The sequence below is a fragment of the Streptomyces kryoterrae genome (assembly GCF_054072135.1).
Map to the genome: position 1 here is coordinate 4754822 of NZ_CM133358.1, position 21344 is coordinate 4776165.

A 21344-nucleotide genomic window follows, 5' to 3' on the forward strand; every position below is an offset into this window, starting at 1 on the left:
GTGTTGCTCACACGGTGCGGGCATGCTAGCGCACGGCCCCGGACTCCTCGGACAGGAGGTTCCAGACCGACTCGAACCAGTTCTGCATGCTCTCGACGAAGGTGGAACCCGGTGAGTTCGGGTCGCCGTCCCGTACGTGGTGCGTCAGCGTGGCACCCAGGCCCAGGACGTCGAGGGCCTCGACCGTCTTCCGCCTGTCCACCACCACCGGCCGCCGGATCACCTCGTACATGCCGTGCAGCGCTTCCACACCATTGATCAGATAGAGCTTGAAGGTGGGGGTCAGCGGTGCGTAGCGGACCTCCAGGCCGATCTCCGGAACCAGCCCTTCGGCCGCCAGCTCCGCCAGTACTCCGCGCAGTGAATCGGTGTGACGGCCGGTGATGTCGCGGAGTCTGTTGCGCAGGAGCGGGTCGTCCTTCGCGTCGATTCCGCGCGGATAGGGCAGGGACTCCGTGTCGGACGGCAGGAGCATCCGCAGGGCGATGCGCTGCGGAACTATGACATGGGCCCTGATCCGTTCCGCCTGGAGACGGATGTGCGCGTCCAGGGTCTCCGAGGTCAACGTGTAGACGTCCAGGGTGACTTCGGGCTGTTCGAACGCCTCACTGATGAGCGGCCCCAGGGTCACCGCCTGGCGCGAGCGGCTGGCCTTGGGCGCCGTGGACTGGATGCGCTGCGTCTTGACGACCCGGGAGCCGCTGCCCTGCCGGGACTCGATCCAGCCCTCGTTGCGCAGCTCCCTCAGGACACGCTGCACGGTGTCCCGGGACACCCCGAACGCCTCGGCGAGGTCGCGCTGTGCGGGCATCAGCGAGCCCACCGGGTACAGCCCGTCCGCCATACGGTGGCGCAGCTCGTCGGCCACCCGGTCGAACTCCCTGCCGCCGCCGTCAGTGGCCTGCTGTCCTTCCCCATGTCCCACACCCCGACCGTACCGCTTCCGGTCCATTTCCAAACAGATTCCAGTCAACTGAACCATCAACTACCAAGCCGGTTAAGGGATCTAGCGGACCGGGCAGACCACATTCACGTCAACCAGTCCAATTGGACGGTGAGTTGACCGCTTCACGCAAAGTGGAAGGGGAGGGTGAGGAGAATGCTTCTGTTCCAAGTGGTCCTTGCACTGGGCGAGTTCCTGCTGGGACGACTGGCCCAGTCAAGACTCGGAGTGCTGGGCCTGCTGCTCCTGGCGGCGGTCGCCGTAGGCATCCGGGCACGCCACACCGGGCTGGCCGTCGGCGCGGCGGTGGTCTTCACCCTGCTGATGACTCAGGCCTGACCGCGCAGCAGCCTCAGTACGGGCTCCAGCGAGTCCACGACCACCTCGGCACCCGCGTCCCGCAGCAGCTTCTCCTTGTGTTCGTTACGCGCGTAGCCGAGGAACGGAACACCGGCCTCCCGTGCGGCGAGGTAGTCCGAAGGGGTGTCCCCGATCATGAGCGCGGACGACGGCGCCGCCCCCATCGCGTTCAGCGCGCGGTTGAGACAGTGCGGGTGGGGCTTGAGATGGCTCAGTTCCCGCGTGCGGCCGTAGACGTGCGGGGCGAAGCACGAGGTCAGCCCGCGGCTCGCCAGATACTGGCGGACCACCAGCGGGGAGTTGTTCGTGGCGACCGCGAGCCGGGCGCCCACCGCCGTCCAGGTGCGGACCAGCGGGTCGGCGTACGGAGTGGGCATCGCCAGACTCGTGGCCCGGAGCTCCTCCTGAGTGAGGCGTTTCTCCAGCTCGTCCACCAGGTCACTCCCCGGATGCCGGCGGTCGACGGCACGCAGTACGACGTGCGGGTCCAGGGACTCGCGCTCCGCCTCCGTCAACAGACCGTGCAGGCCCCGCCCTTCGAGCCACTCGACGAGGTCGATCGCCACGCGTTGCGCCGAGTGGCCGGCGAACAGGGCACAGATGGGTCCGTCGAAGTCCCAGAGCACGACCCGTGCGCGGGCCACCGGTTCCCGCAGGTCGTCGATCACGGAGTCGTCCTCGGTCACCAGTTCGGGCTGTGTCGTATCAGAGGTCACTAGGAGAGTGTCAGGTCCGTCGTGATGGTTTCCCAGAGGGCGTCGAACCACTTCTGGGATTGCTCGACGAACGCCGTGTCCCGTTCCCCGGCACCCTTCTCGAACGGGAAGAGGAGCGACTCGGTCCCCAGGGCGTCGTACATGTCCAGCGGCGTCCCGCCCTCCATGGGCTCCTCGCGGCGGGCGATCATGTAGTACGCGATCAGCGCCTCCGTCCCGTTGAGCAGATACAGCTTCACCGGCGGGGTGAACGGCAGCGCCCTGAACGTCACCCGTACGTCGATGCCGTGCGACGAGCGCAGGGCGCGCAGATTGTGCTGGAGGACGTGCCCCTGGGCGTTGCGCTGGGCCAGCCAGCGCTGGTGGACCGGGTCGTCCTCGCTGCGGCCCTCGACAGGCACCGGGAACGCCAGCGTGATGTCCCGGGACGGCAGCAGGATGCGTACGTCGATCCGCTCGGGCCGGATGCGGCCCTCGTGAATGAGCCGGACCGACTCCCCGACGGCCAGCATCAGGCTCTCCGCGGTGAGACAGGCCGCGTCGACACGGACGTGGGGGACCGAGAACGCCTCCGTCAGACGCGGCGCCAGCCCCACCATCGTCGGCTGGGGTCCTTCCCTGGGCGGCGTCACTTCGGCGACGCGCGGCGGGCTGCCCTTGCTGACGTTGGTGAGCAGTTGCTCGGCCTGCAGGATGCGCAGCGCCTCACGTACGGCACCTCGCTCGACGCCGAACTCCTCGGCCAGCTCGGCCTGGGTGGGCAGGCGGTCGCCCGGCTGCAGATCGCCGGCGCGGATGCGGTCACGCAGGGCGGTGGAGATCTCCTGGGGCGTCTGTCTTCTGCTGCCGTTCACTGCCACGTTCTCCTGGGTCACGACCAAACGCTACAACTGGGATCCATCTTTGGGGAGTTGCTGAAAAGTTGTTTATGAGTAGTAGCCAAGTGGGGACAACTTAATCAGAGTTGGTTACCAACTTGGTGAAGTTGGTGGAATCTCCGCCTCCTTTCTGCCACCTCTGCGACACCGTCCCGGACAACACCCCCCGCAGCGCCCCGGTCACCGCCCTGAAGGAGGAACCACCATGCCCGCCATCGCTCTCCTCGCCGCCGTCTTCATCAGCGGCTTCCAGCAGTTCGTCAGCTGGCAGTACGGCACCTCCGGCGTCGTCGGCCTGCTGCTGCTCACCATAGGCATCAAGGCCAGGAACGCGACCCTCAGCTCCATCGGGGCCGTCGTGCTCGCCCTGCTGGTCACGGGGCCCACCCTGTGACGATGACGGCACCAGTGACAGCCGGCCGTGGGAGACCTCAGTCCGTGAGCACCAGCTCCGAACTGATCGTCTCCCACAGTGCGTTGAACCAGAGGTGCGACTGCTCCACGAACGTCGAGTCGCGCAGCCCGGCGCCCCGCTCGAACGCGAACAGCGTCGACCGGACGCCCTCGGCGTCGTACATCTCCACCTGCTCGTGGTCGATCTCCGCCTCGCTCCTCTTGAGCGTGTAGTACGCGAAGAGCGCGTCCGCCCCGTTGAGCAGGTACAGCTGCACCGGTGGCGTGAACGGGAGGGCCCGGAAGGAGACGCGCACGTCGATACCGTGCGTGCCGCGCAGGGCCAGCAGATTGTGCCGCAGGACCTGCCCCTGGGCGTTGCGATGCGTCAGCCAGCGGCGCTGCAGCCGGCCGGTGGCCGAGGCCCCGGCCGGGGAACCGTCCGCCAGTGCCACCGGCGCCGGGAACGCGAGGTCGATGTCGCGGCTCGGCAGCAGCACCCGGACGTCGATCCTGGCCGGATTCAGCCGTCCGGCGTGGATCTGGCGCAGCGGCTCCCCGATGGCGAGGGTGAGCGAGACGGACGTCAGACACAGGGCGTCGACCACCACGTGCGGCGCCGAGAAGGCCGCCGCGATACGGGGCGCGAGGGCCCCGATGGTGGGCAGCGGCGGGGCGGCGGGGCCGGTCGGCGCCGGTCCGGGATCGGGGGCGACCGTCGCCGGGCTCCCCTTGCTGACGTTGGTCAGCAGCCGCTCGGCCTGCAGGATGCGCAACGCCTCACGTACGGCACCTCGCTCGACGCCGAACTCCTCGGCCAGCCTGGCCTGGGTGGGCATGCGCTGGCCCGGCCGCAGCTCACCGGTCCTGATCCGGCTGCGCAGGGCGTCGGCCACGTCTCGGTGTGACCTATGGGTCTCCACAACCAAACACTACAACTTCCCGCCATCCTTGGGCAGTTCAAGGGAAGGTGGTTATAAGACGCTTCCGGGTGGAGATAAGAACAGTGAAGTTGGCTACCAACTTCCACAACATGGTCAAACCTTCCACAGGTTGGCTACCGGACTCTCTTCCGGAGGGGAGCCTGGAGCTCGGCAGCCACCACGACCGGAAAAGAGGTCGGATCAGCGGTCGGATCACGGTCCGACCGGAAACGGATCAGGATCGGATCAGGATCGGATCAGAAGATGTCCGGGCACCACGGCCGCCTGGACGTACGCAGCAGGGCGTCGGCCACACGGGCGGCGCCCGCTCGTTCCTCCCGCACCCGCCCCAGCGCCGCCAGCCGCACCGCCGACTCGTCACCGAGCCACAGCGCCGCCAACTCCCTCGCATCCAGGGTGATTTCGGCGGCGTCACGGGTCCCGGCCGTGCAGGAACCGACGCCCTCAGCGGACACGTCGAGCCGGTACCGCCCCCCGGCGAACCCGGCCGCGTCGACGACCTCCAGGACAAGGGAACGGCTGCCGCCGACCGTCCCGCCGGCCGTCGCGTCGTACGGACGCGCCTCCAGGGCCCGTACGACATCCAGGATCCGCACCCACAGCCAGTCCGCGTGGGTGGTGAGCCTGGCCGCCCGAGGGTCCGGCAGGAAGAAGGGGAGCAGGTCGTCCGGGGCGCGCCAGCCGGTCTTGACCTTGGTGATCCAGTCGATCGAGCAGAGGTACTGCCACAGGGCGCGCTCGGCGGCCGGCGTCGCGGCGATCAGCCAGTTCACGTCGGCGGTGACCTGCGGCTGCTTGCCGTCCCACTTGTCCTCGGCCTCGTACGAGACCAGCCCGTCGACCTCGCCGTCCGCCGAGCGGTGGACGGCGTAGAAGGGCTCGTCCCAGGACCCGCCGAACAGCACCGCACCGGTGTTGACCTGCCACCAGCGCTCGTCACGGCTGACGGCACCCGGCTGCCGTCGCACGAGCCGTGTGTGCAGCTCGGGCCCCAGCTTCCGTACGTCCGCCGCGTCCACCAGGTCGATACGGCCGCCGTCCGCCGGGCCCGCCCAGCGGGGGTCGAGGCCCGCGCGCGGTACGTCGATGGTCCACTCGGAGGTCCAGGTGGCGGGCCCGAAGCCGTACCGCCCGTAGATCGGGTACTCGGCGGCGATCAGCGTGGCGACGACGTCTCCGCGCTCCTTCGCCGCGGCGAGGTCCTGGGCCATCATGCGGGTGAGGATGCCCCGGCGACGGTGGGTCGGGGAGACGGTGACGTTCGAGATCGCGTCGGCGGGGACGGTCGCGCCGGCGCCGACACTCAGGTCCTGCGGGAACGAGCGGAACGTCGCCACGCATCGTTCGCCGTCGTACGCGCCGAGGGTCCGCCCCGGCAGGAAGCCGCCGCGGCGCGCCGCCAGCTCCGCGTCCGTGACCTCGGGCGACCGGAGGAACCCGGTGCTCAGGGCCCGGGTCCACTCCCGGAGCCCGTCCTCGTTGACGGTGCGTACGTCGATGTCGGCACGGGGGGTCATGGGGTCAGGCTAGGGGGAGGGTGGGTGGGGTGTCGCGCGGATTTCCCTCGCCCCCGCCGCCCCTACCCGTCGCGTCCTCGGGGGCTCCGCCCCCGAACCCCCGCTCCTCGAACTCCCCGAGAGGGGGACCCCCAGGAGGCTGGACACTCAGATCAGCAGGTCCTCCACCTGGGCCTCGCCCTCCCGGTAGCGGCGCGCGATCTCCCCGCTGCAGTCGTCCGCCGTCCGCTGCAGCCCCTGCCGCCGCCGCGAGACCTGCTGCTCGTACCGCACCAGCCTGCCCATCGCCGCCGTCAGCTCCGGATCCGTGCGCGCGTTCAGGTCCGACAGCTCGACCTCGGCGAGCATCTCCGCCGCCAGCCGCCCGTACTCCTCGCTGTGCGGCGTCCCCAGCGTCACGTGCCGCGCCGACGACCGGTGCCGCGCCGGCGCGTCCGTCAGGATCTCCGACAGCCGCTCCACGACCGACCCCTCCCCCACCGCCACCACGGACGTGGGCCCGCGACGCGCGAGTTCCGCCCGCAGGATGTCGATGCGCCCCTGCAACAGCCGTCGTACGTAACTGAGGTCGGCCTCGTCGCGCTGGGCCTCCCGGCGCAGGACGCGCAGCTCGGCCAGGCGCAGCACGGCGAGGTCGTGCTCGGGCGGAGCGGGGGCCAGCAGCGAACCGACCGAAGTGACCGGAGCCGCCGGAGCCACCGGACCGACGTGGCGCTGCTCGGGCGGTCGGGCGGCCGTATGAGGCCGCCCGGTACTCGGTGTGCTCATGTGCCTCTACCGTCCCCTCGACAGGCGAATGGGTAGCATCGTGCCACCCCCGGTGGCCGCTATGTGACCGAGTGCCCCCGAACGGCCCCAGATGGGGGCTTAAGGATCAAAAAGAATCCCTCCATGGGCCCACGGAACCGGCCCGGACGCCACGCCATGCCACACCACGCCACGACGTCCATGACGTGCGCGACGGCACGGCATGATGGCCCCCATGCGTGCAGTGGTGCAGAGGGTGGACGGCGCGAGCGTCGTCGTGGACGGCGAGGTGACCGGCGAGATCGCGGGCGAGGGCCTGTGCGTCCTCGTCGGGGTCACACACGAGGACACGAAGGAGAAGGCGGCCCAACTGGCCCGCAAACTCTGGTCGATCCGCATGCTGGCGGACGAGAAATCGTGCTCCGACATCGACGCCCCGCTGCTCGTCATCAGCCAGTTCACCCTGTACGGCGACGCCCGCAAGGGCCGCCGCCCCACCTGGAACGCGGCAGCCCCCGGCGACGTCGCCGAACCGCTTGTCGACGAGGTGGTCGCCCAACTCCGTTCCCTGGGCGCGACGGTGGCGACAGGCCGCTTCGGCGCCCAGATGCGGGTGACCCTGACGAACGACGGCCCGTTCACGGTCCTCGTGGAGATGTAGGGGTGGTCGGGGTGGTGGTCGGGGCCTACGGCTCGACCACGACCTCCTGCGCGGCAGCCGTCGTGTCGGCCACCAGCCGCGCGTCCACCGCCACGTTCCGCTTCACCAGCGCGAGCGCGACCGGCCCCAGCTCGTGGTGCCGTACGGACGTCGTGATGACGCCGATCTTCCGCCCGTCGGGTCCGTCGTCCGCGAGCCGGAGTTCCGTGCCGGGCGGCGGCAGGTGGACCTCGCTGCCGTCCAGGTGCAGGAAGACGAGCCGACGCGGCGGCTTGCCCAGGTTCTGGACCCGGGCGACCGTCTCCTGCCCCCGGTAGCAGCCCTTCTGCAGATGCACCGCCGTGCCGATCCAGCCCAGCTCGTGCGGGATGGTCCGGTGGTCGGTCTCGAACCCGACGCGCGGCCGGTGCTGCTCGACCCGCAGCGCCTCGTACGCCAGCAGCCCCGCCGCCGGTCCGGCCTTCTCGGCGTACGACTCCAGCTCGGCACGGGGAAGGAAGAGGTCACGCCCGTACGCGGTCTCGCGTACGACGACACCGTCGGGGACCTCCGCGATGGCGCCGGCGGGCAGGTGGACGACCGCGAACTCGCCTGTCCGGTCGGCGACTTCGACCCGGTAGAAGAACTTCATCGACTCCAGGTAGGCGATCAGCGCCTCCTGGGTCCCCGGCTCCACATGCGCCCAGGTGGTCGTGCCGTCGTCGACCAGGTACAGCGCGTGCTCGATGTGACCGTTGGCGGACAGCACCAGCGCCTCGGTGGCCTCGCCCACGGGCAGGTCGCTGACGTGCTGGGTGAGCAGCAGGTGCAGCCAGCTCAGCCGGTCGTCACCGGTGACGGTGACCACACCGCGGTGGGAGAGGTCGACGAATCCGATGCCCTCGGCGAGGGCACGCTGTTCGCGGAACAGTTCGCCGTAATGGGCGGCGACGCCTTCGTCCACCCCCTCGGCGGGGACGGCGCCGGGCAGGAACAGCAAAGGACTCTTCATGGGGACAAGCCTACGACTCGGTAGTTGAAACCTTGGCCGTCGCGGTGTGAGGGGCGGCACCCTTGCCGGTTGTGGCTTTGAGGGAGCAGTCCTTGCAGCGGCCGAAGATCGCGAAGTGCTTCATGTCGGTCTCGAACCCGAAGTCCTCGCGCAGCTTGGCGGTGAAGTCCGCGGCGACGGCGACATCCGTCTCGATCACGTTCTCGCAGTCGCGGCAGACCAGATGGATGTGGTGATGCCGGTCCGCGAGGTGGTACGTCGGCGCACCGTGCCCGAGGTGGGCATGGCTGACCAGATCCAGCTCCTCCAGCAGCTCCAGGGTCCGGTAGACCGTGGAAATATTGACCCCCGACGCCGTCTTCCTCACTTCCACGAGGATGTCGTCGGGGGTCGCGTGCTCAAGGGTGTCCACGGCTTCGAGGACAAGCTGGCGCTGCGGGGTCAGCCGGTAACCGCGCTGCCGCAGATCACTTTTCCAGTCGGTGCTCACCACGCCGTCCAGTCTAGGGCCGACCGGATCGCTGCTCTGCGGCCAGGACGCCGTTCATCAGGGCGTCGGCAAGCACGGCGCGGTAGTCGCGGGTCGCGCGGACGATCTCGGTGTGCGCCTGGATCTTGTCGTCGAGGGCGGCGAGCGTGGCACCGATCGTCTCCTGCACGGCGGCCGGCGGAAGGAGAACGGGCAGTTCACCGAGGGTACGGATACTCAGCGACGGGATGACCGAGCCGGCCGTCCGGGTCCTGATCCAGTCCTGCGCGGCGGTCGCGCTCAGGCAGGCCGCGAGGTACGCGGCCGACACCAGCCCCGCACGCTCCTCCGGCAGCCGGAGCCGTACCAGGTTGGGATGGAACAGCCAGCCCACGTGCGCACCGGTGACCAGTGCGCAGCGCCCCACGGTGCCGGTCCGGGTGAGGAGGACGTCCCCGGCGGCCAGTTCGTACTTGACCAGGGTGCGCGCCCGGTTCCAGGGGATCACCGGTGTGTCCGCGGTCTCGTCCGGGACGATGCGCTGCCCCCTCAGATCGCGCGGCAGTACGACGGGGGTGCCGCCCTCCCCGTCGGCCCCGGTGCGGCCCCTGTCCTCGGCGCGCATCGCCGGCCCGGCCTGGATGGAGGCGCACAGGTCCCGCAGGATGCCGTGCGACCAGCCCGGCGGCACGGTTTCGTCGATGGTCGTGGTGGTCGTCACAGTCCGTACCTCCTGAGCCAGCGGGCGGCTTCGGCGTCGGCCTCTCGCGCCCGCTCGTGCAGGGCCCCGATCTCCTCGGTCAGCCGGTCCAGCCGGTCGCGGAAACCGGCGGATCCTGACCTTGCTTCCTCGGTGGCCCGGGCCGGGCCGGGCGGCCGGACGCGCGACACGGGGTCCAGACTGTGGCCGTGGGCCACGATGTCCGGCACCGGCACGGACCGGCTCAGTCCCGGAGTGCCCGCGAACGGAGCCCCGCTCTCCCGGGTCTCATGCCAGGAGACGTACTCCCCGACCAGCCGAGCGATGTCGTCGTCGGACAGTGCCCGCTGGGTCCGGCTGACCTGGTGCCCGAGGTGCTCACCGGCCACGAACAGCACCTCGGGGGCGGGCTCGGCGGCACCGCGGGAGCCGGGGGCGCGCAGAAACCAGATGTGCGTCTTGACGGCCGTGAGCGTGAAGAGCCCGGCGGGCAGAGCGATCACGCATTCCACGGCCCCGGCCTCGACCAGTCCCCCGCGCACCTTCTCGGCGACTCCGGAGTTGGAGGCCGCCCCGGCCGGCATCAGCACGGCGGCCCGGCCGTCGGCGGCGAGGCGCGAGACGGCGTACTGGAGCCAGTCGAACTCGGTGCGGCGGGCAGGACCGTACGTCCAGTACGGGGGTGGGGCGACGTCCTCCGGGAGGCGGCCGAAGGGCGGGTTGGTGAGGAGCACGTCGAAGGCGCCCGGGGGGTCGGCGGGGTCGAGTGCCGGCGCGACGGGCCCTTCGCCGAGCGGCACGGTACGCCCATGGCGCACCCGCAGGTTCCAGCCCGCCACCTGCCGTTCCCCGGACTCCGGTACCCGGCCGTCAGCCTGGGGCGGTTCGCCGCCACCGGGTACGGCGACCGCGTCCAGGTAGGCGACGAGCAGTTCTCCGGTACGGGCGTACGGATCGTGTACGCGCACCGCCCCGGGCCGCACGGCGGCCAGCGCCCCGGCCATGACCCGGCTCACGGACGACGGGGTGAGGAACGCGCCGCCCTCGCGTGCGTGTTCGGCACGCCAGCGCACCAGGACGTGATCGAACGCCGATCGGGCTTCGCGCTCGGATCCGGTGGGGGTGCGGTCGAGCACGCCGGCGAGTTCGATGATCAGGTCGCGCGGAAACACTTCCCTCGGGAAGTCGTGTTCGCGGTCCGCCGTGTCGGAGCCGTCCAAGACCCTGGTCAGTCCGTAAGGCCCTTCCACGATCCGGACCACGACGAGGTACAACAGCCACCAGATATAGCGGTCCAGGGACATCGGCCCCCGCAGCCGGTCCGCCTCCGGCCCCGCGAGCCGCTCGACCAGCCGGAGCAGCCCGCCGGCCGTCCCGCCCGGCAACCGGGCCCGGAAGCGGTCGCCGTAGGTGGTTCCCGCCGGTTCGTCGGGCAGCAGGGCGTTCGCGGGGATGGTCCGGGTGGACAGCCAGGCCAGCACCTCACCGGAGCGGAACAGCTCGGGATCCCCGCCGACCGGAGCGGGGTACTCAGGGTGGCGCCGCTCCCAGTTGGTGACGGCGGGCCGCTTCACGCCCGCGAGGCGCGCGATGTCGGGCCGGGAGACGAGCACGTCGGCGGGCACGGGGTCACCGCTGGGGCCGGACGGCGGGGTGTCGTGGTCGGTCACTGCGTCTCCCGCGTTCAGAACCGGGGCGGTCTGACGCCGCCCAGGACGTCCGCCCGGGCGGCGAGCACGGCGGGGAACCGGTCCATGGCCTGTGCCTCCTTGGCGAGTTCGGGGCTGAGGTGGCCGAGCACGCGGTAGATGCTGTCATGGTCGGCTTGGAGGTGCCGGTGGTGGACCGGCTCGTGGTGCATGACCCGGTTGCGCAGCAGGACGAGCGAGGTCAGGTCGCGGTAGAGGCGGTCACGACGCCCGCCGCTGTAGTGCGGGAACGCGAATTGCAGCACAGGCGCCCAGAAATGCCGGTCGTAGCCGCGGCTGAGCAGCGACACCCAGAAGCCGAGAGTCAGCTCCGCCACCACGTCGTCCGGCCTCGTGCGCGGCAGGCGGCGTTCACAGGAGCGGCGAGCGCCGTCCACGAGCCCGCGTCCGCGCTCGTTCAAAGGTGCCACCTCCCACCAGTCCGGTCTGCCGTGATGTCGTACGAGCGCGTCGTGCAGGGCGTTGCGCAGTGTCAGTTCCAGACAGTGCAGGGGGCCGACCAGCGCGGCCGACAGCTCGACGTTCCACCAGTACAGCCGCTCCGCGCCCCGGGCGTCGCCGTGCGCGGCACGGATGTAACGTCGCAGCCTCGGCAGGGACAGGTCCCGCACCATCCAATCGGGCAGGCGGTTGGTCATGACTCCCCCACTCAAGCGCATCCGTGGATGCGTCGTGTTAGTCTGCTCAGTGAACGTTCTGGGCTCGCCGCTGCTTCGCATGCCACCCAGAGCACAGCATCCGGAACCCCGGTCGCAGGCAAATTGCGACCGGGGTTCCGCGCGTTTGCGAAGCAGCCAGCCACCCCGCGAAGACATGCGTCACTGTAGCCCCAGACATCGCACACCACAAATGCATTGTCGTGCTGCTCATTCTGTTAACCCTGTCGGGCGTGCGGGACCCATGGAGAGAACGACCCCCCGGCCACGGGGACACGGGGGGATGTGGAGGGAATCGCCAGAAGAAGCGAGCGGTCTACTTGAAGAACGCGATCCCGTCGTCCGGCATGTCGTCCGGCAGGGCCTTCGCCCAGCGTTCGACGTCCTCCGGGGTGACGACCTTCTTCAGGTGCGCCGACATGTACGGGCGCAGCTCGACGTCCGGGGTCTGCTTCTCGCCGACCCACATGAGGTCGCTGTGCACGTACCCGTAGAGCCGCTTGCCGCCGGTGTACGGCCCCGAGGCCGCCGTCCGTGCCACGGCGTCGGTCACGATGTCGATCTGCGGCTTCTTGGCGGCCAGCTCGCCGTACCAGACCTCGACGACGCCGTCCTGGCGGACCATGACGACCTCGACCTTGCGGTCGGCGTCGACCCGCCAGTAGCCGGACTCCGACTCCAGGGGCCTGACCTTGTTGCCGTCGGCGTCCAGCACCCACGAGCGGGAGTGGTACTCCAGGAAGTCACGTCCGTCGTGCGTGAAGGTGACCTCCTGCCCGAAGTTGCACTTCTCGTCGCCGGGGAAGTCGTAGACCCCCGCGCCGGCCCACTCGCCGACCAGGAAGACGAGCGGCAGAAGGTCCTTGTGGAGGTCGGACGGGATCTCGATCATGAGCTGCGTTTCCTGCGATTCCTGGTGGCGGGGGTCAGCGCTGGCCCTGGTACAGCTTCTTGACCGTGAGACCGGCGAAGGCGAGAACGCCGACGGCGACCAGAACCAGCAGGGCTTCGAAGAATGCCTCAAGCACGGGGTGCTCCTCGGACGATCGGTTGTGTGCACAAGAGCCGGGCCCAAGCTTACGCGGCCGGGGCCCGGCTCTCTCGGCCAGGTGGTGCGGTACTGGCGGCCGGGTGGTTCGGTTCGGTGCTAGCCGAGCAGTTGGCTCTGCAGGACCACCGTCTGCTGGAAGGGGACGGCCTCGGCCGTGCCCTTGCGGGACTGGAGGATCACCGCGTAGACGTCCCCGGCGGAGAGGTGCACCTGGCGGACCTGCTCGGCGCCGTACGGCTTCGCCTCCACGTAGGCGGTACGGGTGACGTGCGCCACTTCGGAGAGACCGCGGAAGTCAGTGTCGTAGCGGGCCTCACCGACGCCCCGTACGTGAAAGACCGGGGAGGTGTGCGAGACGGCGTAGCGTCCCATCCCCTCCTCCGCGACGTTCACCGTGCCGAACCTGAGCAGGTAGATGCGGGTCCGAGTGCCGTCCGGTGTGGTCCAGCCGCGAGCGGCGATGTGCCGCAGGCCGAGGTCGACGAGCCTCTGCCCGAGGACGTCGCGGTCCTCTTTCAGCTCGTACTCCGCCAGATAGTCCTTCGTCGCCAGCCAGCCGTCCGAGCCGCGCAGCGTCTTGTCCTCCTTCGCCCCCTCGGGCGCGGGCAGGACGAGGGCGCGCAGATCGGCGTAGTGCGTGCCGGCCGGGTTGTCCGCGGCGAAGGGCCCGGGGCTGCCGGCGGGCAACGGCGGCTTGGTGAGCCGCGGAAAGTCCCAGCGCCCGTCCGACTCGGTGGCCAGTCCCGGTACGTCCGTACGCTCCATCCGCGCGATCCCGTACGCCGTCGCCGTACCGGCCGCGACGAGGACGGTGAGGGCGGCTGTCCAGCGCAGGAGAGCGGGCAGAGCGGGCAGGACCCGTCGGCCCTTGGACACCGGGGGCGCTGCGGGACCGGGCCGCGCCTCACCGGTGACCGACGGTTCGCCACCGGCCGGTGGCGAACTGACGACCGGTGGCGTTTCGTCGGCGGTGTCCGGTCCGCGTTCGTCGATCAGTCTTGGCTGCTCGGTCATACGGCTTCCCCCGGCTCTACGATGCGGTCGAGCTGGGCACGCACCATCGTCGTGATGCCCTCGGTGTCGAGTGGCCGCGCACCGTATGCCGTGACGGCGACCAGGACGTCCCCCACGTAGGCGGAGCAGACCATCCTGTCGAGCTGCACCTCGTCCCCGCCCTTGAGCGGCTGGAAGCACCGGGCGTTGTCGTGCCCCTTGATCTTCACGCCTTTACGGAAGAGTCCCGAGGCGTCGAGGAACCTGTTCTGGAACGTGGAGCTGTCGCGGACAGCCGACCTGTCCATCCGGACGAGCACGACGGTCACCGAGGAGACGGACGCAGTGTGCACACGGGCGTACGAGAGGTCACTGAGGTAGCTGCGCGCCACCAGTCCCTTGATGCGCTGCCGGTCGATCATCCCTTCCAGCTCCTTGCGCTGGGCGCGAGGCAGTCCGCGCAGGGATTCCTTCCGCAGGTCCGTGGCCTGGGCTCCGCCGAGCTCCACGTCGGAACCGAACGGCACGACGTCCGGCCCCCGGACCCATGCGCCCTCGTCACTGCCGCCGGTGCTGCCACTGCCGTCGCCATTCCCGTACGGCACGAGCATGCCCGCGAGCCCCGGCTTGGCAGTCGCCTTCTTCTCGGCCTCGCCCTTGGGGAACTTCCAGGTCGGAGCACCCGCGTCACGGTCGGCCGCCCGCACGGTCGCAACCGTGTGGACCACCCCGGCGACCAGCGCCCCGGCCAGCACCACGGACCCGGCCACGGCTGCGAAGCGCACTCGCCGGACATGTTGGCCGGGCAGTGACACCGACTGCGCGTCCCGACCTTCGCGATCTTCGCGATCCGCGTGGCTCTCGTGGCTCTGCTGGCTCACGTCACTCTCGCGCTCACTCACAGCCGCTCCATCTGCCGCTCGGCCAGATCCATGATCATCTTCTTCGGGATCGGCTTGCTGTCGTAGATCCAGACCTCCATCGCGACATCCCCGCGCCAGGCGTGTGCCTCGGCCGAGTACTGCGGCTCGTATCCGGGCTCGATGCTCGGCCGGGTGTGTACGTACGCCCTGCCGCTCCCGGTGCCCGGGATGCCCCAGCTGTCGGTGGCTTCCTCGTCGTCCGCCCATCTCTGGTTGTACTCACTGGAGTCGGCCGCCGCCATGCTGTCCTCCTGCCGGAACTGCATGAGCCGGATCTCCACGCTGCGCGAACGACCGCTCCCCCAGCCGACGACGGCCGCACGGCGGAACTCGTCGTCGGCCATATCGTCGAACCTCACGCCCGGGTCAGTGAAGTCGCCAAGGTAAGCGGAGAAATCCAACCAACCGTCAGTGCGCTCCAGCCACTCGGCGGTCTTCGTGCCGGCCGGCTTCCTCAACAGCAGCCTGCGCAGATCGCCTTCGGTCCGCAGCTGTCGGTCCTGGGCGGCCGAGAGCGGCTCCGGCCCTTCGCCGCCCGCCTGCGCCAGCACCGGCTGCGACAGCGGGGGCAACGGCGTGGGCTCACGGTCGGCCTGTACGAGGTAGCCGGCACAGGTTCCGGCGACGAGCCCGAGCACGGCGGCACCGGCGATCAACAGCGTCGTACGCCCGCGCCGACGCACCCGCGGCGGCGCGGGCGGCTCCTGCGGCGCTTCCGCTGCCTCCAGGTTCTTCGGCGCTTCATCATGTTCTTCCGAGACTTCCAAGACGTCCCCCATGCAACGTGACGCACGGATTCCCTATCCGCGCGCACAGGAGACCCATGGCGAACGCCCAGAGTTGCAAGGGAGTTGATCACGATTCGGACTACATGACGGCCGGCCGGACCCAGCTCGCGGTCGCCAGGCGCGCCCCGCCCCGAGGGTCCGCACCACGGCCTACGATGCGGCCATGGCGAACAAGCTCGTGATCAAGGTGACCGCGGGGGCCGACGCCCCCGAGCGGTGCTCGCAGGCGTTCACGGTGGCGGCGGTGGCCGTGGCCAGCGGGGTCGAGGTGTCCCTGTGGCTGACCGGGGAGTCGGCGTGGTTCGCGCTGCCGGGCCGGGCCGCCGAGTTCGAGCTGCCGCACGCCGCGCCGCTGCCCGACCTGATCGACTCGGTCCTCGCGGCCGGCCGGCTCACCCTGTGCACCCAGTGCGCGGCCCGGCGGGACATCACCGAGAAGGACGTCATCGAGGGCGTACGGATCGCGGGCGCGCAGGTCTTCGTCCAGGAGGCGATGGCGGACGGGACGCAGGCGCTCGTCTACTGAACCGAGTCGTCCCTGACAGCCCCGACGAAGGCGGCCCAGGCACCGGCCCCGAGGACGAGGGCGCCTCGACCGGGGTCCTTGCTGTCCCGAACGGGGACGACGGCGGGGAGGTTGGGGGCGACCTCGACGCACGCGCCGCCGTCCTGGTTGCTGTAGCTGCTCTTGCGCCAAGAGGCGGAGCTGAGGAGGTCGTCAGAGACCTCTACGCAGTTGCCTCCATCCGGATTGCTGTAGCTGCTCTTGCGCCACGTCACGTTGCTCAGGTCGATGGCTCGCACGGCACTTCCTCCAACATCCGCAAGATGAACTCCCGCGACTCGGCCGCGTTCAAAGCCATGTCGCGCACCGCATCGTACGCACGTTGCAGCAGCTCAACCGAGCTGTTTTCCTCGATGAGTTCGCCGCGGTGCGCGTTCTCGGTGTACGCCACCGTACCGCCGTCCAGCAGCCTCAAGAACATGACGTCGGTGCTCACCAGGCCGTACAGACCTGCCCTGTTCGGCAGCACTTGGAGCGTGACGTTCGGGCGCTCCGACACCTCCAACAAATGCTCCAGCTGCTCTCTCCACGCGCTCGCGCTACGCAGAGGGGTGCACAGCACCGCCTCCGCGAGGAGGGCACGGAACGGCGGCGCCTCCTCCCCGTCGAGCAGTTTCCGTCGACCTGTGCGTGCTTCGACCTGCTGATCCAACGCTTGCCCCTTGGCACCCCCCAACGAGAGAACCTCGTAGGCGTACGCGTCTGTCTGAAGCAAGCCCGGCATGATGCTCACGGAGTACTGCCACAGGTTGACCGCCTCCCCCTCCAGCGTCATGTACCGCCGATATTGCTCTTTGAACTGAGCCGGATCCCCCACTGCCAGCTCCCACAAAGTGAGCAGCAACCCGCCCGTCCCGTAATGCTGGTCCAGCGCCTGGGCCACCTCCGGGCTCCCCAGCGTCGCCCCGCTCTCCAGCTTGCCGAACAGGGACGCGTCCCACCCCAGCGTTTCCGCGAGCTGCCGCAGGCTCTCCCCTCGCTCGACCCGGAGTAAGCGCAGCTCCTCCGCGAACCGTCGCCTGGGCTCCTGGCTCCGCCCGGTGATCACCCTTCGCGACGGCATCGCACTCCTCCTGTGGAACCTTGTGGAATTTATGGAACTTGCGCCTCCAGGCGCCGAACAACCGCCGCTCAGCGGCGTTTTGGCCGCGCGGATGGGCCATGCTCACCCTGAACTCGAATACGCAGAGTAGTACAAACAACGCATTCCGTATAGAAGTTGTACGAGTTGGATGAAAGGAACGGCCTCCATGACAACCGAGCCGACGACATCCTTCGAGCCCGGAACGCTGGTCCACGACCCGGTCACCGACAGGATCGGCGAGTACCGGGCCACCTCCGGCCCGTACGCGATGCTGCGCCCCGTCGGCGGCGGCCGTGAGTGGCAGGCGGACCCCGGGTCGCTCCGCGCGGCCACGCCCGAGCAGCGGCTGAGCGCGGGCGTACGCGCGGCGAACGAGCGTGCCGAGCGGGCCACTTGGGGCTACCCGGAGCCGAGCCGACCGACCGCGCCGGTGCCCGGCTGCGAGACGTGCGCCGAAGTGGACGGGCTGCGGCGGACCGCACGGGCGGAGTCGGACGCCAGCGCGGTGACCGACGCCGACGTCCTGATGCGCAGGCACCAGCGGGCGGAGCACGGCTCGTGACCCGGCGGATCTTCCGGTACGTGGCGTACGTGCTCGCGCAGGACCTCACCGCGTACCCGGAGTACTCCGCGCGCTGCGTCTCGGGCGAGGACGCGGACTGCGGGGCCGGGTCCGGTACGTGGCCAGGGCCGGGGGAGGTCGAGGAGTGGCAGCGCAGGCACACTCAGGAGACCCGGCACACGCGCTATCGCCGACTCTTCGCGGACTACTCGGTCATGGAGCCGGTGGAGCCGACCGAGGGGCCCGACAGTCCGCCCCCGGGCCTGGAACCGGCACGCGTGACACGGCCGCCCCGCACGCCATGACCTGAGGCACAGGGCAACGGGCACGGGGCACGGGTGTTCAGGGCGCGGCTTGCGTCCACAGGCAGAACGGATGACCCGACGGGTCCAGCAGGACTCGTACGTCGCCCTGGGGCTGGTGTTCGTGGAGGCGGGCCCCCTCAGCCACAGCCCGTGCGGTTTCCGCCTCCAGGTCGTCGACCTCGATGTCCAGGTGGAGCATCATCTGCTGGTCGCCGGGGGCGCGGGTGGGCCAGACCGGCGGGACGTACGCGCGTTCCGTCTCGAAGGCGAGGGAGACGCCCTCGGTGCCGGGCGGGGGGCCGATGAGGACCCAGTCGGGTTCCTCGCTGCGGATCTCGTAGCCCAGGAGGCGGCGGTAGAAGCCGGCCAGCTCGTGTGCGTCGTGCGCGTCCAGCGTCACGGTGGACACTCTCGTACTCGTACGCCCCACAGGTCCCCCTTCACCCTCCCGATCACTGCCGGCGCTTCTTGCCGTCCAGCTCGTCCCACCACTCGTCGGACTTGGAGTCGCCGGACGGGTCGTCCCACCAGCGGTCGTCCGGGCCCCGGCGGTTGGCGACCATCGCCGCCAGGGGCGGGATCACCATCGCCACCACGCACATACCGACGGCCACCGGCACCGACCAGAGGCGTACGACGCCGCAGGCCAGGACGAAGAGGCCGATGCACGTCCCCATCATGGCGAAGTAGGCGTGGCGCCGTCGCGCGTACATGGGTCAAGGGTAGTTCCGCGCGCGGCGAAGGGCCGTACCCCAAGGTCAAGGAGTACGGCCCTTCGGTTACTGCCGCTGGTGCCGTCAGACGGCGATGGCGACCTCCGAGAGGCCGCCCGTCTGGGCGACGACCGTGCGGTCGGCCGTGCCGCCCGGGACGAGGGCGCGGACGGTCCAGGTGCCCTCGGCCGCGTAGAAGCGGAACTGCCCGGTCGCCGAGGTGGGGACCTCGGCGGTGAACTCGCCGGTCGAGTCGAGGAGGCGGACGTATCCGACCACCGGCTCGCCGTCGCGGGTCACCTGACCCTGGATCGTGGTCTCACCGGGCTTGATCGTCGAGGCGTCCGGGCCGCCGGCCTTCGCTCCACACATGTTCGTTTCCGTCCTTCAGGCCTTGACTGACTACGAGGGTTACTTGTTGGCGCCGAGCTCGATCGGAACGCCGACCAGGGAGCCGTACTCGGTCCAGGAGCCGTCGTAGTTCTTGACGTTCTCCACGCCGAGCAGCTCGTGCAGGACGAACCAGGTGAGCGCGGAACGCTCACCGATACGGCAGTACGCGATGGTGTCCTTGGCGAGGTCGACCTGCTCGTCGGCGTAGAGCTCCTTGAGCTCGTCGTCCGACTTGAAGGTGCCGTCGTCGTTGGCGTTCTTCGACCACGGGATGTTGCGGGCGGACGGGACGTGGCCCGGGCGCTGCGACTGCTCCTGCGGGAGGTGGGCAGGGGCGAGCAGCTTGCCGCTGAACTCGTCGGGCGAGCGCACGTCGACCAGGTTCTGCGAGCCGATGGCCGCCACGACGTCGTCGCGGAAGGCACGGATGGACTTGTTCTGCGGCTTGGCCTTGTAGACGGTGGCGGTCCGCTCCGGGACCTCCTCGACCAGCTCGCGGGCGTCGAGCTCCCACTTCTTGCGGCCGCCGTCGAGCAGCTTGACGCTGTCGTGGCCGTACAGCTTGAAGTACCAGTAGGCGTACGAGGCGAACCAGTTGTTGTTGCCGCCGTAGAGGATCACCAGGGTGTCGTTGCCGATGCCCTTGGCCGAGAGGAGCTTCTCGAAGCCCTCCTCGTCGATGAAGTCACGGCGGACCGGGTCCTGGAGGTCCTTGGTCCAGTCGATCCGGATGGCGTTGCGGATGTGGTTCTTCTCGTAGGCGGACGTGTCCTCGTCCACCTCGACGATGGCGATGTCGGCGTTGTCGAGGTTGGCCTCGACCCAGTCGGCGTCAACCAGTACGTCGCTGCGGCTCATGCTTTTTCTCCTCCGGGGCAGTTGCGGCGGGGTGGTGCGTAAGCAGAGGGGGTACGAATGCGGTCGTACCCGGTCGTACCCGCTCGTGTGCGGTCAGGCCTGTTGCGACTCGCGCACGAGGACCCTTGGGTGAAGGGCGCCGGGGATGCGGGATGTGGTGCGCCGGTGACGCCGCGCGCTCCCGCTCAGAAAGGGCGACAGAGCATGGCGGCGACGCGGCACAGGTCTACTGCCCGCCGCTTCGTGAGATCCGCCTGTCGCTGCATAGCGTCGATCGTAGGGACGGATTGCCGGGGATGTCACCGGCGTGTCGCATGATGAGACGCGATCGTCCGCGATGTGGGATACGAGGGGGGAGGGGGCGGTGATCGGCGGGGTGCGGGCGAGGAGGTGGGAGTGCGTTCGTCATCTCATCTGCGGTACGGACGAAGCTGTCTCGCCAGGTGGACGCTCGCACGACACGGGGCGTCCTGAGCTGTCCTATCCGCCGGCTACCCAGCCAGCTACCCAGCCAGGCTGACGTTCGAACCCCGCACCGTGATGTCCACACCGGTCTTCGCCGCCACGACCGAGTACAGCTTGATGCCGCCGGGCAGACCGTCGATCCGCTGCTGGAAGTCCGTCACCGTGCGCATCCTGCCGTCGGCGAGGTCGATGCCCAGGTTGGGCAGCGAGTCCGCCTTCACCTTCACCGTGTCGGCGTCGATCGTGACCGTGCTGAGGACCGACACCGGCTTCGGCAGCTTCTTGCCGAGCACCGTCGCCTCGACCTCGACCTTGATCTTGCCGTTGCCGCCGTCGGACAGCCCCACGACCGTGGCGGTCACCCCCGGGACCACCTCCGTGGGCCCCCGCTCGGCCGACTTGGCCGCCTTCAGCAGTTCGGCGTACGTGATGGTCGCGCTGCCGGTGGCGGTGGCCGCGGTGGCGGAGCTGTAGTCGCCGGTGAACTCGACGTCGCGCATCCGGGCGTTGAGGTCGTCGATGCGGATGTTCTGGCCGGAGGTTCCGGTGGCGGCGTCGTAGTCCTTGATGCCGACCTTGACGTCGTCGAGTTCGCCGCCGGCGACCTGGGTGAGGAAGGGGAAGCCGTTGATCGACACGTCGGGAGTGGTGGCCAGGCCCTCGCTGGTCCTGAGGCGGTCCGCGACCTCGTCCTCCGCGAAGCCGACGGCGACGCGGTCGGCGATCACGAAGAGGCCGCCGAGGATGATGGCGACGATGAGGAGTATTCGGAGTGCACGCATGGTCGCGACGGTACCCGGCGGGGCTTCGACGGGGGCCGGGGCGGGGGTGGTTGTAGATCGCTTGTGACAGGCGGGACGATTCCTCGCCCCCGCCGCCCCTACCCGTCCCATCCCTGGGGGCGGCGCCCCCAGACCCCCCTTTCGGCCCTGAACGGGCCTCGTCCTCAAACTCCCCCGG

At 69.7% G+C, this 21344-nt stretch carries 29 protein-coding genes; 6 read left to right on the plus strand and 23 right to left on the minus strand.

Features of this window, described 5'->3' with window-relative positions; genetic code table 11:
* Positions 1–25: 25 nt before the first annotated feature.
* Entirely contained in the window at positions 26–952 is a 927-nt protein-coding gene (locus ACW4TU_RS20495) for a GntR family transcriptional regulator (protein ID WP_457429520.1), read from the minus strand.
* 147 nt (positions 953–1099) lie between these two features.
* On the opposite strand from ACW4TU_RS20495, the gene ACW4TU_RS20500 reads away from it, so the two are divergent.
* Entirely contained in the window at positions 1100–1282 is a 183-nt protein-coding gene (locus tag ACW4TU_RS20500; RefSeq protein ID WP_457429521.1) for a hypothetical protein, read from the plus strand.
* On the opposite strand, the gene ACW4TU_RS20505 is transcribed toward ACW4TU_RS20500, so the two are convergent.
* The gene (locus ACW4TU_RS20505) at positions 1273–2019 is read right to left on the minus strand and encodes an HAD family hydrolase (protein WP_457429523.1); all 747 of its coding nucleotides are present in this window, start codon (positions 2017–2019) and stop codon (positions 1273–1275) included. The two genes, ACW4TU_RS20500 and ACW4TU_RS20505, sit on opposite strands and share 10 nt — an antisense overlap.
* Positions 2019–2900, minus strand: coding sequence for a FadR/GntR family transcriptional regulator (locus ACW4TU_RS20510; protein WP_457429524.1), 882 nt, complete (start codon positions 2898–2900; stop codon positions 2019–2021). Before ACW4TU_RS20510 ends, ACW4TU_RS20505 begins: the two co-directional genes overlap by 1 nt.
* Before the next feature lie 202 nt (positions 2901–3102).
* On the opposite strand from ACW4TU_RS20510, the gene ACW4TU_RS20515 reads away from it, so the two are divergent.
* Positions 3103–3291, plus strand: a complete 189-nt coding sequence (locus ACW4TU_RS20515) for a hypothetical protein (protein ID WP_457429526.1) — start codon at positions 3103–3105, stop codon at positions 3289–3291.
* A 37-nt stretch (positions 3292–3328) separates the two neighbouring features.
* Here ACW4TU_RS20515 and ACW4TU_RS20520 read toward each other — a convergent pair whose 3' ends face one another.
* The 3 genes from ACW4TU_RS20520 to ACW4TU_RS20530 form a co-directional block, all read right to left on the minus strand.
* Complete coding sequence (locus ACW4TU_RS20520) at positions 3329–4186, minus strand: winged helix-turn-helix domain-containing protein (protein ID WP_457429528.1); 858 nt, start codon at positions 4184–4186, stop codon at positions 3329–3331.
* Between the two features lie 284 nt (positions 4187–4470).
* Entirely contained in the window at positions 4471–5751 is a 1281-nt protein-coding gene (locus ACW4TU_RS20525) for a GNAT family N-acetyltransferase (protein ID WP_457429530.1), read from the minus strand.
* A 147-nt stretch (positions 5752–5898) separates the two neighbouring features.
* Complete coding sequence (locus tag ACW4TU_RS20530) at positions 5899–6519, minus strand: RsiG family protein (RefSeq protein WP_457429532.1); 621 nt, start codon at positions 6517–6519, stop codon at positions 5899–5901.
* A 214-nt stretch (positions 6520–6733) separates the two neighbouring features.
* Here ACW4TU_RS20530 and dtd point away from each other — a divergent pair, with 214 nt between their 5' ends.
* Complete coding sequence (dtd, locus tag ACW4TU_RS20535) at positions 6734–7159, plus strand: D-aminoacyl-tRNA deacylase (protein WP_457429534.1); 426 nt, start codon at positions 6734–6736, stop codon at positions 7157–7159.
* A 25-nt stretch (positions 7160–7184) separates the two neighbouring features.
* Here the strand turns inward: dtd and ygfZ are convergent, their stop codons facing one another.
* The 9 genes from ygfZ to ACW4TU_RS20580 form a co-directional block, all read right to left on the minus strand.
* Positions 7185–8150 carry a CAF17-like 4Fe-4S cluster assembly/insertion protein YgfZ gene (ygfZ, locus tag ACW4TU_RS20540; RefSeq protein ID WP_457429535.1) on the minus strand — a complete coding sequence of 322 codons (966 nt, stop codon included), beginning with the start codon at positions 8148–8150 and terminating at the stop codon, positions 7185–7187.
* Positions 8151–8160: 10 nt separating this feature from the next.
* Positions 8161–8643 carry a Fur family transcriptional regulator gene (locus ACW4TU_RS20545; RefSeq protein WP_457429536.1) on the minus strand — a complete coding sequence of 161 codons (483 nt, stop codon included), beginning with the start codon at positions 8641–8643 and terminating at the stop codon, positions 8161–8163.
* A gap of 10 nt (positions 8644–8653) precedes the next feature.
* Entirely contained in the window at positions 8654–9340 is a 687-nt protein-coding gene (locus ACW4TU_RS20550) for a restriction endonuclease subunit S (RefSeq protein ID WP_457429538.1), read from the minus strand.
* Positions 9337–10989: an N-6 DNA methylase gene (locus ACW4TU_RS20555; RefSeq protein ID WP_457429540.1), complete on the minus strand. Its 1653-nt coding sequence runs from the start codon at positions 10987–10989 to the stop codon at positions 9337–9339. The genes ACW4TU_RS20550 and ACW4TU_RS20555 overlap by 4 nt, the downstream gene beginning before the upstream one ends.
* A 14-nt stretch (positions 10990–11003) precedes the next feature.
* Positions 11004–11666 (minus strand): hypothetical protein, encoded by a 663-nt coding sequence (locus ACW4TU_RS20560; protein WP_457429542.1) that lies wholly within the window; start codon positions 11664–11666, stop codon positions 11004–11006.
* A 334-nt stretch (positions 11667–12000) separates the two neighbouring features.
* Positions 12001–12576, minus strand: coding sequence for a heme-binding beta-barrel domain-containing protein (locus tag ACW4TU_RS20565; RefSeq protein WP_457429544.1), 576 nt, complete (start codon positions 12574–12576; stop codon positions 12001–12003).
* Between the two features lie 255 nt (positions 12577–12831).
* Positions 12832–13749 (minus strand): hypothetical protein, encoded by a 918-nt coding sequence (locus ACW4TU_RS20570; protein ID WP_457429546.1) that lies wholly within the window; start codon positions 13747–13749, stop codon positions 12832–12834.
* Positions 13746–14513 carry a hypothetical protein gene (locus tag ACW4TU_RS20575; RefSeq protein ID WP_457429547.1) on the minus strand — a complete coding sequence of 256 codons (768 nt, stop codon included), beginning with the start codon at positions 14511–14513 and terminating at the stop codon, positions 13746–13748. The genes ACW4TU_RS20570 and ACW4TU_RS20575 overlap by 4 nt, the downstream gene beginning before the upstream one ends.
* Positions 14514–14626: 113 nt before the next feature.
* Positions 14627–15430 carry a hypothetical protein gene (locus ACW4TU_RS20580; protein WP_457429549.1) on the minus strand — a complete coding sequence of 268 codons (804 nt, stop codon included), beginning with the start codon at positions 15428–15430 and terminating at the stop codon, positions 14627–14629.
* 172 nt (positions 15431–15602) lie between these two features.
* On the opposite strand from ACW4TU_RS20580, the gene ACW4TU_RS20585 reads away from it, so the two are divergent.
* The gene (locus tag ACW4TU_RS20585; protein WP_457429551.1) at positions 15603–15965 is read left to right on the plus strand and encodes a DsrE family protein; all 363 of its coding nucleotides are present in this window, start codon (positions 15603–15605) and stop codon (positions 15963–15965) included.
* Here the strand turns inward: ACW4TU_RS20585 and ACW4TU_RS20590 are convergent.
* Together ACW4TU_RS20590 and ACW4TU_RS20595 are read right to left on the minus strand one after the other, a co-directional pair.
* Positions 15959–16243, minus strand: coding sequence for a DUF397 domain-containing protein (locus tag ACW4TU_RS20590; protein ID WP_457429552.1), 285 nt, complete (start codon positions 16241–16243; stop codon positions 15959–15961). The genes ACW4TU_RS20585 and ACW4TU_RS20590 overlap by 7 nt on opposite strands.
* Positions 16225–17067: a helix-turn-helix domain-containing protein gene (locus tag ACW4TU_RS20595; RefSeq protein WP_457429554.1), complete on the minus strand. Its 843-nt coding sequence runs from the start codon at positions 17065–17067 to the stop codon at positions 16225–16227. Before ACW4TU_RS20595 ends, ACW4TU_RS20590 begins: the two co-directional genes overlap by 19 nt.
* A 187-nt stretch (positions 17068–17254) precedes the next feature.
* On the opposite strand from ACW4TU_RS20595, the gene ACW4TU_RS20600 reads away from it, so the two are divergent.
* Both ACW4TU_RS20600 and ACW4TU_RS20605 read left to right on the plus strand, forming a co-directional pair.
* The gene (locus ACW4TU_RS20600) at positions 17255–17650 is read left to right on the plus strand and encodes a hypothetical protein (RefSeq protein WP_457429556.1); all 396 of its coding nucleotides are present in this window, start codon (positions 17255–17257) and stop codon (positions 17648–17650) included.
* Positions 17647–17955, plus strand: coding sequence for a DUF7848 domain-containing protein (locus ACW4TU_RS20605; protein ID WP_457429557.1), 309 nt, complete (start codon positions 17647–17649; stop codon positions 17953–17955). Before ACW4TU_RS20600 ends, ACW4TU_RS20605 begins: the two co-directional genes overlap by 4 nt.
* Before the next feature lie 37 nt (positions 17956–17992).
* Here ACW4TU_RS20605 and ACW4TU_RS20610 read toward each other — a convergent pair whose 3' ends face one another.
* From ACW4TU_RS20610 to ACW4TU_RS20635, 6 genes are all read right to left on the minus strand, one after another.
* Positions 17993–18355: a VOC family protein gene (locus ACW4TU_RS20610; protein WP_457430216.1), complete on the minus strand. Its 363-nt coding sequence runs from the start codon at positions 18353–18355 to the stop codon at positions 17993–17995.
* Positions 18356–18407: 52 nt separating this feature from the next.
* A complete protein-coding gene (locus ACW4TU_RS20615; RefSeq protein WP_457429559.1) occupies positions 18408–18668 on the minus strand; it encodes a DUF3099 domain-containing protein in 261 nt (86 codons plus the stop codon).
* An 84-nt stretch (positions 18669–18752) separates the two neighbouring features.
* A complete protein-coding gene (locus ACW4TU_RS20620; protein WP_055524959.1) occupies positions 18753–19040 on the minus strand; it encodes a DUF1416 domain-containing protein in 288 nt (95 codons plus the stop codon).
* Between the two features lie 39 nt (positions 19041–19079).
* Positions 19080–19919 carry a sulfurtransferase gene (locus ACW4TU_RS20625; protein WP_164416824.1) on the minus strand — a complete coding sequence of 280 codons (840 nt, stop codon included), beginning with the start codon at positions 19917–19919 and terminating at the stop codon, positions 19080–19082.
* 185 nt (positions 19920–20104) lie between these two features.
* On the minus strand, positions 20105–20185 hold the full coding sequence (locus tag ACW4TU_RS20630; RefSeq protein ID WP_351335063.1) for an Ms5788A family Cys-rich leader peptide: 81 nt from the start codon (positions 20183–20185) through the stop codon (positions 20105–20107).
* A 237-nt stretch (positions 20186–20422) separates the two neighbouring features.
* A complete protein-coding gene (locus ACW4TU_RS20635) occupies positions 20423–21166 on the minus strand; it encodes an LmeA family phospholipid-binding protein (RefSeq protein WP_457429561.1) in 744 nt (247 codons plus the stop codon).
* Between the last annotated feature and the right edge of the window lie 178 nt (positions 21167–21344).

Coding starts and splice junctions, on each gene's coding strand:
- ACW4TU_RS20495 (WP_457429520.1), bottom strand. CDS start 952: ATGGACCGGAAGCGGTACGGTCGGGGTGTGGGACATGGGGAAGGACAG.
- ACW4TU_RS20500 (WP_457429521.1), top strand. CDS start 1,100: ATGCTTCTGTTCCAAGTGGTCCTTGCACTGGGCGAGTTCCTGCTGGGA.
- ACW4TU_RS20515 (WP_457429526.1), top strand. CDS start 3,103: ATGCCCGCCATCGCTCTCCTCGCCGCCGTCTTCATCAGCGGCTTCCAG.
- ACW4TU_RS20525 (WP_457429530.1), bottom strand. CDS start 5,751: ATGACCCCCCGTGCCGACATCGACGTACGCACCGTCAACGAGGACGGG.
- ACW4TU_RS20530 (WP_457429532.1), bottom strand. CDS start 6,519: ATGAGCACACCGAGTACCGGGCGGCCTCATACGGCCGCCCGACCGCCC.
- dtd (WP_457429534.1), top strand. CDS start 6,734: ATGCGTGCAGTGGTGCAGAGGGTGGACGGCGCGAGCGTCGTCGTGGAC.
- ygfZ (WP_457429535.1), bottom strand. CDS start 8,150: ATGAAGAGTCCTTTGCTGTTCCTGCCCGGCGCCGTCCCCGCCGAGGGG.
- ACW4TU_RS20560 (WP_457429542.1), bottom strand. CDS start 11,666: ATGACCAACCGCCTGCCCGATTGGATGGTGCGGGACCTGTCCCTGCCG.
- ACW4TU_RS20565 (WP_457429544.1), bottom strand. CDS start 12,576: ATGATCGAGATCCCGTCCGACCTCCACAAGGACCTTCTGCCGCTCGTC.
- ACW4TU_RS20570 (WP_457429546.1), bottom strand. CDS start 13,749: ATGACCGAGCAGCCAAGACTGATCGACGAACGCGGACCGGACACCGCC.
- ACW4TU_RS20580 (WP_457429549.1), bottom strand. CDS start 15,430: ATGGGGGACGTCTTGGAAGTCTCGGAAGAACATGATGAAGCGCCGAAG.
- ACW4TU_RS20585 (WP_457429551.1), top strand. CDS start 15,603: ATGGCGAACAAGCTCGTGATCAAGGTGACCGCGGGGGCCGACGCCCCC.
- ACW4TU_RS20595 (WP_457429554.1), bottom strand. CDS start 17,067: ATGCCGTCGCGAAGGGTGATCACCGGGCGGAGCCAGGAGCCCAGGCGA.
- ACW4TU_RS20600 (WP_457429556.1), top strand. CDS start 17,255: ATGACAACCGAGCCGACGACATCCTTCGAGCCCGGAACGCTGGTCCAC.
- ACW4TU_RS20615 (WP_457429559.1), bottom strand. CDS start 18,668: ATGTACGCGCGACGGCGCCACGCCTACTTCGCCATGATGGGGACGTGC.
- ACW4TU_RS20620 (WP_055524959.1), bottom strand. CDS start 19,040: ATGTGTGGAGCGAAGGCCGGCGGCCCGGACGCCTCGACGATCAAGCCC.
- ACW4TU_RS20625 (WP_164416824.1), bottom strand. CDS start 19,919: ATGAGCCGCAGCGACGTACTGGTTGACGCCGACTGGGTCGAGGCCAAC.
- ACW4TU_RS20630 (WP_351335063.1), bottom strand. CDS start 20,185: ATGCAGCGACAGGCGGATCTCACGAAGCGGCGGGCAGTAGACCTGTGC.
- ACW4TU_RS20635 (WP_457429561.1), bottom strand. CDS start 21,166: ATGCGTGCACTCCGAATACTCCTCATCGTCGCCATCATCCTCGGCGGC.